The following is an 11,329-nucleotide window of genomic DNA, read 5'->3' as shown; positions in this document are numbered from 1 at the left end:
TTGTACGGCATACTTTCCCAGCGGCGAAAGGAGAAAGAAAATGACAGGATTGAAAGTGGAACATGTGTCCCACAGGTATGGACGGACTCAGGCTCTCGATGATATCACTCTGGACATAAAAAACGGGGAGTTCGTGGCCATCCTCGGTCCCAGCGGCTGCGGCAAAACCACTCTGCTGCGGGTGGTGGGGGGATTTCTCCGCCCCGACGAAGGCGTGGTGACTTTCCGGGACCGAATATACTCCTCGTCGAACGTTTATGTCCCCGTGGAGCAGCGAGATCTTGGCATGGTATTCCAGTCTTTTGCATTGTGGCCTCACATGACCGTGCGCCACCACGTAGAATTCCCACTGAGAAGCCCTCGTCACAAGGGAATAAGCAAAGAGGAGAAGCAGGCTGCCGTGAACCGCACTCTCGAAGCCGTGGGGCTGGTCGGTCTGCAGCACCGCCTGCCTGGAGAACTGTCCGGCGGACAGAGACAGAGAGTTTCGTTAGCGCGGGCCATCGTTTCCAAACCATCCATCCTCCTCATGGACGAGCCTCTGAGCGCCCTCGACCAGGAATTGCGGGTGGAAATGCGCCGGGAAATCCAGGACATCCACAGGCTCACGGGAGCCACAATCATCTACGTTACCCACGACCAGGGAGAAGCGCTCGCCATGGCAGACCGGATCGTCATCATGAAGGACGGTCGAATCGAACAGATGGGAACGCCGAGAGACGTATACCTCCACCCCCGGACTTCCTTCGCAGCCGGCTTCGTAAGTAAGTGTAATTTCGTCCGGGGGACATGGGTGGGAGAACATTTCCTGGCAAATGAGGATCCATCCCTTGTGTACAACGGAGCTTCCGTCGCCGATATATTCCGCGAAATGGAGGTCTACCCCGTCCGGCCTGAACAGTTTCACCTTTCCACAGGAGATCGGGGGCTTGAGGGGGAAATCGCCAATAAACAGTATAACGGCAGGGAAATTCACTACTCCGTGCTCTGTCAGGGAGGAATGTTCACTGTCTACGCCGGCGGTTTTGAAGAGTACCGGATAGGCGACTCAGTTCGCCTGGTCTTTGAGGAGACGGCTTGGGAACAACAACGCCGGGCCGTCTAGACAGGGAAGAGTTCCAACAGAACAAGTTGGACACAGGACGGACATATGCGCTATGAAAGAGACGCTACGGGAGAACAAATGAAACCTCTTTTTAACCTGCACACCCACACAATTGCCGGCGGGCACGCCTATAGCACGCTGAAGGAAAACGTCGATGCCGCGAAAGAACGGAGCCTCGCTGCTCTCTGCATCTCGGGCCATGCCCCGCCATGTCCCGCACCGCCCACTCCTTTTACTTTGGAAACTTCAAAGTGATTCGTGAAACCATTCAGGGCGTCCGGATCTACATGGGCATCGAGGCCGACGTGTTGGTTTACGAAGGGACCAATGTCGATTGTGAGCTTGCCGGCCCAATCGGCAGGATACGCCACTTCATTTTCAAAGTCCATACACCGGATATGAGTTTAACTCGTCTCCTCCGGGCACCCTCGCTACAGGGCGTCAAAGACCATCCTCACCGCACTGATGATGACCACTGCGGCGAGGATCCACCGGATCCACGTGTTCCCCTTCGCCACGGCGAACCTGGCCCCGATGACCGCTCCTACCATGCTGCCTCCGGCCATAACGAGGCCCACCGGGATATCCACCATGCCGTTCTTGTAAAAAATGGCGAGACTGACGACATTGTAAAGCCCCACGATTACCATTTTTATCGCATTTCCCCTGACCAGGTCCACCCCCACGGCAAGAGCGAGACCCCAGGTGAGAAAAAACCCCACCCCGGCCTGGATGTACCCGCCGTATATTCCTATGAAGAAGAACACAAAGAAGATCCCCGTTTTCGAAAGACGGGCATCATGCTGCTTTTCCCACATCTCCGGCTTGAACACCAGGAGAACCGCCATGAGGGAGATAAAGAATGCCACGGAAAGATTGAGGTACTGCCTGTCGATAGTGATGGCCAGAAACGTTCCCAGGATTGAGCCAAGGGTTGTGATTCCGGCCAGGGGAAGGGCTGTCCGGAAGCACAGAACACCCTTTTTCCGGTACGTTTCAGCTCCGGCGATGCTCTGCAGCACTATGGCGAGCCTGTTCGTACCGTTTGCGACAGCCACGTCCATACCCAGGAAAGAAAGGAACGGGAGGACCAGAAGAGAGCCTCCCCCGCCTATGGTATTGAAGAAACCGGAAACAACGCCCACGAAAAAGATACCCGTCAATAAAACCGGTGAAAAATCCACGATTCAATCACGTCCTCGGCAGAAAATGGTGCCGGGGGAAAGTACACCCGGCACCGGGAGCATCCTGATCTACTTCACCACCATAGCTTTCGCAAGTTCTTCAGCCTTTTCCCGGCCTTCCATAAGCTCCACCAGCGCAAGGGCAAACTCCATGGCCACCCCGGGCCCGGCGGCAGTCACAAGTTTTTTCCCGACGCAGATGCGCTCCTCAGTCCGATTCGTATCGCCCAGTTTTTCCCGTACCGACGGATGGCAGGCCACCCGCTCCTCCCCAAGAAGCCCCAGAGGGTTCAGCACCACCGCCGGGGCGGCACAGATGGCCGCCAGGGGAAGATCCTTTTCGCGGTGCCTCCTCAGCATGTCCGAAAGCACGGCAGATCCGGCAAGATTCACCGCACCGGGCATGCCGCCCGGCAGGACGATCAGGTCAAAATCTTTGTCCGCACACTCGTCAAGAGTCTTGTCGGTTTCCACGAGAATACCCCGGGCACCCTTCACCACAGGCCCGCCGACGGATGCCACCGTCACATCCACACCTGCCCGCCGCAGCACGTCAATGGGCGTCACCGCCTCGATCTCCTCAAAACCCTCCGCCAGGGGAACAAGAACATGCATGGTCATCTTCGCTCCTCCTTTCCCGGGAAATCCCCGGTCCTCTCTTAATTTGCTCCTCGAATAAAATAACATATCCGGGCCCAAAGAAGGACCTCTTTGCCGCACATCACCCCTGTATCCCGGCGAACGCCGGCATGAATCAACTCCGAGTTTCGGGCGCCGGTTCTGCCGATACCCCCTTTCCCCTTTCACAATCTTATGGTACATAGAAAAGGCAGTCATTCCTGCATTAATGAAAGAAGTGACGGTCGTTGCTTGTTCTGGGACACAGGGGAGCCTCGGGGTACGCTCCGGAAAACACTATTGCGGCTTTCGAGCTGGGAATGCGGCAGGGATGCCACGGTTTCGAGTTCGACGTCCAGCTCAGCCGGGACGGGGAGCCCGTCGTCCACCATGACTGGTCCGTTGCGCGAACCACCGGAGGTTCCGGCGAAATCCGCGACATGACATTTCGGAAAATCCGGACCCTTGACGCAGGAAAATGGTTTTCCCCGGAATTCCGGGGGCAGAAAATCCCGGCACTCCGGGAAGTTCTGGAACTGGTTCCGAAAGAACTGCTTCTGAACGTGGAACTGAAAAGCCGGCCGTCGGACGGCCCGGGACTGGAAGAAAAAACAATTACAGTTCTCAAAGAGCACGGAAGGCTCGGAAACACCATTATCTCTTCCTTCAATCATCTCTCCCTGAAGCGTTCCAGGAAAATCTCCCCGGACATCCGCCTCGGACTGCTCTTCGAGTTTCTGCCTCCCCGCCCCTTCGATTACGTGAAAAACCTGAAACTTGACCTCTACAGCATCCACCCCCGGCATGACTTCGTATCCGCTGCGCTCATGATAGAGGCCCACGACCGCGGCCTGAAAACTGCGTGCTGGACGGTGAACACAACCGAACGCGCCGCAGAGCTGCTAAAAGAGGGTGCGGACTTCGTCATCACAAATTACCCCGACAGGTGCCTGGGGCTGAAGTGAGGGAATCAGCCCCAGGCGAGAGATACGAGTCCACTTTTTCCGTGCCGGGGAACCAAGTCCTTTTTCAGACGAGCGAAACAGCCGAAGAAAGGAGGTTTGCATTTGTCAGCCTTAGAAATCGTCCGGACCGTAAAGTAAAGCCGGCCGATCTTCCTGATAACTGCGACCTCTCCCGCATCCCCAACCCAGGTTCGCGGGAAGGGTTGCGGGCACGACGTCTATGGCGGCCTCCACTTCCACACTCAGCAGGAAGTAGGCCGTGAACATCCCCGAAGAGAAGAACCATTCCACCGGGTGAAAAGAGTCACCTTGGGGAAGACGTAAGCCACGGGGATCCATGCGCAGACACCTCCCCTCCGGTCCGGAGGGATACTGATCCCCTGGTGAGGGGGAGATGGCCACCATGGAGATTCCCCGAAGGGCGAGTAGCAGCAGCGCATGATCCGTGAACCAGAGCGGCAGTGTAAAGACCACGACAAGGCCGGAGGTCCGCAGAAGGATGGTGCGGATGCCGAGCCGTTCTGTGGTCATGGCTCCAAGGAGCCGTCTCCGGGTGGAAGATATGTTGAAAATGCTTATCAGCCCAGCCATGCGAAGAGACCGAGCGGGAAGCCCTGACCGCGAAGCACGGAGTGGCAGAGCATAAATACTGCCAGGAAGGCCTGGGAAGAAAGATGACCGCCATGGGAATGGGGAAGTTTTTTCTAGGACGTCCTTCCGCCTGACATGGTCTCTCCTTTACGCATACGGATTTCATATTCGATGCTTTGGGAAACCTTCCGCCTGACATGGTCTCTCCTTTACGCTCTTTTCGCTCTCCCTTCCGTACGAAGGTCATTTATGGAAGCTCTGAAAAAAGAATATTTTGTCCTCACGCGCCCCGATAGAATCTGTTTTTTTAACACATTCATCGACATTATTCAGAGGTTCCTTATATGCCACCAGCGAAAGGAACGACAGTCGGTGCAAGCATCTACAGGGCAGAATGACGGTTCTTCCGGAGAGAAGCCGTCATTTCCGCAGAGGGAAGGGCCTGCCTTTCAGGGCCTTCGGTGCCGCAGAATCAGAGTTTTTCCTTCTCTCCCCTGAGGTCGATGGTTTTGAAAGCGTCATCTCTGAGCCTGAAGCCGATAAAGCACTCCACAATCGCATCGCTGATCACGGCGACGGTGTCGCCTTTCCGCACGCTGATTCCCTGGCCTTCGGCGATCTTCAGCAGCGAGGCTTTCTTCAGCTTCAGAGAGGAAAGGATTTTCCGGCCTTCTTCACGGCTGTCGCAGGCAGAGAGCCTTTTCTCCACGGCTGTTATGTCCGGTTCGCCCACCGCAGAGGATACTGCTTTCGTCGTCTGCTTTTTCGCTCTCCTCTCGGTGACAAGGTTCAGTTCACCCGCAAGAAGCCCCCGGATGTCCTCGTCGGTGAGTTTTTCCAGCACCGAGGCCAGTATCTTCAGCAGCCTGGGATATTCTGTGGTATTTTTTTTCATCATTTCATCCTCTCCAGTACTTCCGAAGCCAAGTCCTCAAGTTCTCTGATGACATTCTGCTGGGTCTGCCCCGCCCCGCGGCGGAGTATGACGGGCAGCGGCGTGGCGGATATGTTGGAGTACATAGTCCTGTTTTCCCGCAGCATGGTTTCGAAGACGGGATATTCCCGCTTGCGGACGTCCCTGATAAAGGGCTGCTGTGCCCTGATGGGGCTTCCGGCGGACAACTGGATCATGGTGAAGAGCACCCCCAGCATGACGGGGTTGATATGGGTGAATTCGTGGTCTTCACAGATATCAACGTAGCGGTTGTAGGTTTCCACCAGAGATTCGACCTTGTTGTTCAGGTAGTCTATGCCCAGGGTGGAAAGGTAATCGGGGATAGTGGGTACCAGGAGGTAGTCGCTGGCCGCCACGGCGGTCTTGGTGACAATGTTGAAGCTGGGCGGGCAGTCGATGAGGACCACGTCGTACCGTCCGTCAAGGGACTTGAGGCCCTGAGCGAGCCTGGAATGAACCCGAAGGAAATTGTTCCGCAGCTCCCGTTCCGTGGAGCCGCTCAACTTGCTGCTGAGTTCGATTTCGATATTGATGAGGGCAAGATGGGAACAGATGAGATGGAGTTTTCCGTTTCCCCTGATCTGGAGTTTCGGGTCGACGACCAGCCTTTCGAGGTTCCAGTTGAAATCCTTGTCGATGAAAGCATCGTACCAGTTCTTGATAGTCTTCGTCTCGGCAAATTTCTGTTTCCATTCGTCCACGTGGAAGAAAGAAAAAGACAGGCTGGACTGGGGGTCAAGGTCTATGGCCAGGACCCTTTTTCCCCTCTTCGCCAGCGCCGCGGCCAGGTTCGCCGTAACGGTGGTTTTGCCGACGCCGCCCTTGTAGTTCATCACGGAGAGAATGCGGGTTTTTGCCCCTTCCCGGAAGGGAGGGACAATTGATTCTTCGCTGGAAGGCTCTGCGGCAGGAATGAGAATGACAGCTTCGGCCGGGATGTCCTCTTCTTGATCGGGTGGTTCAGTGGCCGCTTCGTTCGCCGGCTCCGGAGAAGGCTCGGGATTGTTTTCCCCAGTCATTTCCCGGACCTGAACGTCATTCAATTCCGGAATCGGTTCACCTGCGTATTCCGGCGGCACTTCACCGAAGAATGTTTCGTCCTCCTCCAAGGCCGTTTCCAGGACTGTTTCAGAATCCGGCTCCGGCGACGGTTCCGGGAGCGCCTCCGGAACATCGCCTTCCTGCACCTCGGAAGGGACCTGTTCCGTAGTTTCGGGAGCCCATGAACCGAAGAGTGCGGCAGCTATTTTTCGCAAGATACTGAAGGGTGATTGAGTCACGGCACAACATCTCCCTTTTTTCGGATCATGGTGGTATTTCAATCCGGCCGCTCCCGTCCGGTGACGCCTTCGGGAGTGGAATTCTTTTCCCCGCTCAGGACAAGAGAACGTCCCCTGCCCGAAATCGAGTATACCTTATGCTTCGGCGTTCATTGTGCTGCCCGGCCTCCCGTGAGGAGCCTGCAGGTGACGGCGCTGAGCGCCTTGACTGCCTTGGGCAGGGCGTCCCTGTCGTCGAAGTCGTATCTGCTGTTGTGGGCAACGGCAGCCGTTTCGGTGAGAATCCTCAGCATGGAGGCCTGCCCCCCCTGGTCCTGCACCCGCTTCATCATGTAGGAGAAATCCTCGCTGCCCGAGGCCTCCCGCCGAAGCTGGGGATGTACTCTTACGGCGGCAAGATTCTGCCTGCAGACGTCCCGGATGAGCTCCATGAGCGGTTTGTCGCTTTCCAGCAGGAAGGCCTCACCCATTTTTTTCACTTCGCAGGTGCAGTCGTGCATTTCCGCAGCCGTCCGGAGAATCCGCCGGGCCCACTGTTCCATGTAGATGTTCCCCTCGCTGGTTTTGCCGCGGACTTCCAGTTCCATTTTGGCGAATTCGGGAATGACGTTCCGCCCCGATCCGGCGTGGAGGGTACCCACGTTGACCCTGGTATCGGATTTACTGTTCCGCGGAATGGCCAGCAGGTTCTGGACGGCCGTGACGGCGGCGGCAAGAGCGTTGCGTCCCTCCTGAGGGTCACCGCCGGCGTGGGCTGATTTTCCGTAATAGTATGCGTCCATCTTTGAAGTGGCCAGGGAACCTCCCATCCCGGCGGTGATGTCGGAGACCCGGTCCTCGGCGGTGGTTCTTTCGGTGACGTGGCAGGCAAGGACATAATCCACCCCGTCGAGATGCCCCTTGTCCACGATGCTTTTGGCGCCACGCACACCTTCCTCGGCCGGCTGGAAGATAATTTTGACGGTGCCCTGCAGACCGTCTTTTACCTCCATGAGCACTTCCGCCACGCCAAGACCGATGGCCGCATGGCCGTCATGGCCGCAGGCGTGCATCATGCCGGGATTCACGGAACTGAAGCCCTCCCGGAATGGACGGTGTTCCGGGGAGGCGTCTTCCACCACGCCCAGGGCGTCGATGTCGAACCGGAGAGCCACCGTTGGCCCTTCCCCGCAGCGGAGGATACCCATCACCCCAGTAAAGCCGCCTCTGACTTTCTCAAGAAATTCAGCATCCGCCCCCTGTTCCTTCGCCCGAAAGTAGTTCTTCTGGAGCTCTTCGTCCGAGGGCAGTCCCATGCGGGATTCGTCAAGGCAGACGTCCCGTCCTGCTAAAACCTCATAGCCCATGCCGGTGAGGCGTCGGGCAATGATGGAGGCTGTCCTCATCTCGAACCAGCCGCTTTCGGCGTACTTGTGGAAATCCCTGCGGCAGGCGACGAGCTTTTCCGTCATCCTGTCCGCCAGTTCTTCTATCCGTGCATACACGGGCATCCCCTCCGGGTGAATATTTCTTCCCCATATTATGAAGAATAGAGGACCCATTGTCCAATGCCCTTTCCTGGTAAGCATTCCGTGTTATTTTCGGAAAAAGCAGTATACTAAGGCTGATGGAAATGAGAAAATCTGAAGAAAAAAGAACGAGGCGGAACGGTCGCACGGGGCGGGTGAGGTTCTTGAATGATTCCGGGGGATCTGTCGGGAAGGGAAAAGAAAGGATCTGCTTCCTGATCGCCGATGTTTCGGCTATGGTTCTTTTTTCCACGGCATTGTGCATGGGTATTGAGATTTTTATCGCGAAGCTGACGTTTTTTCAGTCCGTCACCGCCAGAATAGCGGCCATACCAGTCAATCTTGTTACCGGGAGGCCCTATGGCTTGTTCCGGGACAGGTTATTTCTCGCCCTCGGGATTGACGGAACGAAACCGTGGAAAATGATTCTGGGCGACACGCTAGCCTTCGTCATTTTTCAGGTCCCGCTCTATGTCATTGTACTCCTTTGCGCAGGGGCGACATGGAAACAGATATTTCTTTCGTCGGCATTCATGTCGGTCGTCTTTTCGCTTGCCGGCAGGCCCTACGGAATCTTTCTTGAATTTTGCAGGCGAATCGCCGGGAATCTCGCAAGAAAACTGTAAGGGGAAAGAGCCGGGTTTCGTCAAGATTCCCCTGTATTCCTAAATCCGCTAATTTTTCAGGCAGAGGGAGTGTCGCCGGGCATAAGGTGAATTCGCCCTCCCCAGGGGCGAAGAGATTATCCCCTGGGGAGGGCGCCTGAGGTGAGAGAAACCGACACGGGTGTCGGTTTCACAGGCAGGCAACCGGCGAACGCAGGGAGCCGAGATGATCGCCTGGGCAGTTGTCAAGGACGACAATCTGCACCCCCCGCCCAAGCGAGCACTGGTGACACTCCCCGCTGCCTGCGGATTTAGGGTATTTCGTGAGAAGATTTGCCTGAAAGAAGAACAGTTTCACGGCTCCATATAAAGACAAGGCTCCGCACAAGTGACGGAGCCTTGTCTTTATATGGAGCCGACTTCCGGACTCGAACCGGAGACCCCATCCTTACCATGGATGTGCTCTACCTGCTGAGCTAAGTCGGCTTTCTTGTATGAAATGGTGGTGGGAGAAGGATTCGAACCTTCGTAGACGGTGTCGGCAGATTTACAGTCTGCTGCCTTTGACCACTCGGCCATCCCACCAAAATTTTGCCTGGCTTTTTACTGGAGCCGGCACCCGGACTCGAACCGGGGACCTGCTGATTACAAGTCAGCTGCTCTACCTGCTGAGCTACACCGGCTCAACGAAGGTATATTATAGCGGCTCAAACGGAGATGTCAACCTTCGATTTGTCCCCTAAATCCGCAAATTTTTCAGGCAGAGGGAGTGTCGACGGGCATACGGTGAATTCGCCCTCCCCGGAGGCGAAGAGATCCCGCTTTGCGCTCTTTGCGGAGAGGTACCTGGGGGAGGGCGCCTGAAAGGAGAGAAACCGACACGGATGCCTCGATCCTAAACCGAGGGTTGAGGGCCGGCAAGGTTTTTCTGCGTGCTGTTCTTTCCTCTTGCGAATAAAAGGTCCCTCCCCATTTTCCGGAGAGGGACCTGCCCTGTAAGTCAGTCAGGATGCGGCGGAAAAGTTCCAGAACCGCCTATCGTCGCGTATAAACGCCGGATGCCGAGACGGTGGCCCCCCTCTGGACAGTGACCGTCATGTCAGCAGGAGACTTCCATCCTTTCACGTAGGAGAAAGAAATAACATGATTGCCCAAGAGGATTTCGCCCACAGTCTGGCCGCTTTCGTAGCTTCCCATTCCGTCAATGCTCCATTGAGCTTCTTTGGGGCCGTCGATAGTAACTGTAATCGCACCGGTATTCTGAGTGTATGCGGCCGAAACGGCAGTTGTGGCTCCCTTACTGACGGTGATGGTTATGGGTTCAGGTTTGATCCTACCGGGCACATCGGAGAACAGGATCCTATAGGTCCCAACAACTACGTTGCCCGCCGTCCATCCGCCGGGGTAATTCCCCTTTCCGTCGAGGCTCCACCGGCCGTCCTTTGTACCGGTGATGTCCACCTTGACCGATCCGGTATGGCGGACATAGGTGCCGGAGGCTCTAGTTACCGCTCCGTTACGGACAACAACCCTCCGATTTTCCGGTTTTGTCCACCCCGGCACTTCAGAGAAGGAGAGCACCGGATTACCTACATCAATCCCGCTCACAGTCTGACCGCCGGCGTAGGCACCTTTTCCATCAAGAGCCCAGCGGGCTTCTTTCGGACCTTCAATTGTAACGGTCACCGAGCCTGTGTGCTTGACATAGGCTCCGGCAGCCGACGCCGTCCCGTCCTTCGTGACCGTAACTTCGGCATCTGCCGGTCTGGTCCAGTCCGGTACGTTGGCGAAGCTCACCATATATTTCCCCGTGGGGACGTTCCTAAGCACGTAGCCGCTGTCATAACTCCCCTTGCCTCCGAGGCTCCACTTCGCCTCTTTCGGACCGTCGATTGTCACGGAGACGGAACCCACGTGGCGGACATACTTGCCTTCCACCGACGCCGTCCCGTCCTTTGCGACCGTAACTTCGGCATCTGCCGGTTTGGTCCAGTCCGGTACGTCAGAGAAGGAGACGGTGTATTTCCCCGTGGGGACGTTCTCCACCAGGTAACCGCTCTCAAAGGTTTTCCCGTCGAAGGTCCACTTCGCCTCTTTCGGGCCGTCGATTGTCACGGAGACGGAACCCACGTGGCGGACATACTTGCCTTCCAGCGACTCCGTCCCGTCCTTTGTGACCGTAACTTCGGCATCTGCCGGTCTGGTCCAGTCCGGTACGTCAGAGAAGGAGACGGTGTATTTCCCCGTGGGGACGTTCTCCACCAGGTAACCGCTCTCAAAGGTTTTCCCGTCGAAGGTCCACTTCGCCTCTTTCGGTCCGTCGATTGTCACGGAGACGGAACCCACGTGGCGGACATACTTGCCTTCCACCGACGCCGTCCCGTCCTTTGCGACCGTAACTTCGGCATCTGCCGGTTTGGTCCAGTCCGGTACGTCAGAGAAGGAGACGGTGTATTTCCCCGTGGGGACGTTCTCCACCAGGTGACCGCTCTCAAAGGTTTTTCCGTCGAGGCTCCAC

Annotated in this window: 10 protein-coding genes and 3 tRNA genes; 3 read left to right on the top strand and 10 right to left on the bottom strand. The window is 56.5% G+C overall.

Translation table 11 applies throughout. The features are described 5' to 3' along the window. Positions 1-40 precede the first annotated feature (40 nt). Positions 41-1,105: an ABC transporter ATP-binding protein gene (locus JMJ95_RS00295; RefSeq protein WP_290680964.1), complete on the top strand. Its 1,065-nt coding sequence runs from the start codon at positions 41-43 to the stop codon at positions 1,103-1,105. Between the two features lie 431 nt (positions 1,106-1,536). Here the strand turns inward: JMJ95_RS00295 and JMJ95_RS00290 are convergent, their stop codons facing one another. Beyond that, positions 1,537-2,289 carry a sulfite exporter TauE/SafE family protein gene (locus JMJ95_RS00290; protein ID WP_290680961.1) on the bottom strand — a complete coding sequence of 251 codons (753 nt, stop codon included), beginning with the start codon at positions 2,287-2,289 and terminating at the stop codon, positions 1,537-1,539. 69 nt (positions 2,290-2,358) lie between these two features. Then, positions 2,359-2,910: a DJ-1 family glyoxalase III gene (locus tag JMJ95_RS00285; protein WP_290680958.1), complete on the bottom strand. Its 552-nt coding sequence runs from the start codon at positions 2,908-2,910 to the stop codon at positions 2,359-2,361. Positions 2,911-3,155: 245 nt separating this feature from the next. On the opposite strand from JMJ95_RS00285, the gene JMJ95_RS00280 reads away from it, so the two are divergent. Next, a complete protein-coding gene (locus JMJ95_RS00280; protein WP_290680955.1) occupies positions 3,156-3,872 on the top strand; it encodes a glycerophosphodiester phosphodiesterase in 717 nt (238 codons plus the stop codon). A gap of 111 nt (positions 3,873-3,983) precedes the next feature. Here the strand turns inward: JMJ95_RS00280 and JMJ95_RS00275 are convergent, their stop codons facing one another. From JMJ95_RS00275 to JMJ95_RS00260, 4 genes are all read right to left on the bottom strand, one after another. Continuing rightward, on the bottom strand, positions 3,984-4,403 hold the full coding sequence (locus JMJ95_RS00275; RefSeq protein WP_290680952.1) for a hypothetical protein: 420 nt from the start codon (positions 4,401-4,403) through the stop codon (positions 3,984-3,986). 532 nt (positions 4,404-4,935) lie between these two features. Then, positions 4,936-5,361: a hypothetical protein gene (locus tag JMJ95_RS00270; protein ID WP_290680949.1), complete on the bottom strand. Its 426-nt coding sequence runs from the start codon at positions 5,359-5,361 to the stop codon at positions 4,936-4,938. Further along, entirely contained in the window at positions 5,358-6,698 is a 1,341-nt protein-coding gene (locus JMJ95_RS00265) for an AAA family ATPase (RefSeq protein ID WP_290680947.1), read from the bottom strand. Before JMJ95_RS00265 ends, JMJ95_RS00270 begins: the two co-directional genes overlap by 4 nt. A gap of 149 nt (positions 6,699-6,847) precedes the next feature. Beyond that, the gene (locus JMJ95_RS00260; RefSeq protein WP_290680946.1) at positions 6,848-8,182 is read right to left on the bottom strand and encodes an amidohydrolase; all 1,335 of its coding nucleotides are present in this window, start codon (positions 8,180-8,182) and stop codon (positions 6,848-6,850) included. 188 nt (positions 8,183-8,370) lie between these two features. Between JMJ95_RS00260 and alaE the strand changes: the two genes are divergently transcribed. Beyond that, positions 8,371-8,832 (top strand): L-alanine exporter AlaE, encoded by a 462-nt coding sequence (alaE, locus tag JMJ95_RS00255; RefSeq protein WP_290680944.1) that lies wholly within the window; start codon positions 8,371-8,373, stop codon positions 8,830-8,832. Positions 8,833-9,221: 389 nt separating this feature from the next. Here alaE and JMJ95_RS00250 read toward each other — a convergent pair. From JMJ95_RS00250 to JMJ95_RS00235, 4 genes are all read right to left on the bottom strand, one after another. Further along, positions 9,222-9,297: transfer RNA gene (locus tag JMJ95_RS00250), tRNA-Thr, on the bottom strand. A gap of 14 nt (positions 9,298-9,311) precedes the next feature. Further along, positions 9,312-9,396, bottom strand: a tRNA-Tyr gene (locus JMJ95_RS00245). Between the two features lie 22 nt (positions 9,397-9,418). Beyond that, positions 9,419-9,494: transfer RNA gene (locus tag JMJ95_RS00240), tRNA-Thr, on the bottom strand. A gap of 352 nt (positions 9,495-9,846) precedes the next feature. After that, the coding region (locus JMJ95_RS00235) for a hypothetical protein (RefSeq protein WP_290680942.1) at positions 9,847-11,329 on the bottom strand (1,483 nt) is incomplete at its 5' end.

This window comes from Aminivibrio sp., from assembly GCF_016756745.1.
Taxonomy (GTDB): Bacteria; Synergistota; Synergistia; order Synergistales; family Aminobacteriaceae; genus Aminivibrio.
This window is presented reverse-complemented; position numbering and strand designations above follow the sequence as displayed.

Bases quoted from the DNA above. Each gene is read 5' to 3' on its own strand.
- JMJ95_RS00295 (WP_290680964.1), top strand. From the start codon at position 41: ATGACAGGATTGAAAGTGGAACATGTGTCCCACAGGTATGGACGGACT.
- JMJ95_RS00285 (WP_290680958.1), bottom strand. From the start codon at position 2,910: ATGACCATGCATGTTCTTGTTCCCCTGGCGGAGGGTTTTGAGGAGATC.
- JMJ95_RS00275 (WP_290680952.1), bottom strand. From the start codon at position 4,403: ATGACCACAGAACGGCTCGGCATCCGCACCATCCTTCTGCGGACCTCC.
- JMJ95_RS00270 (WP_290680949.1), bottom strand. From the start codon at position 5,361: ATGATGAAAAAAAATACCACAGAATATCCCAGGCTGCTGAAGATACTG.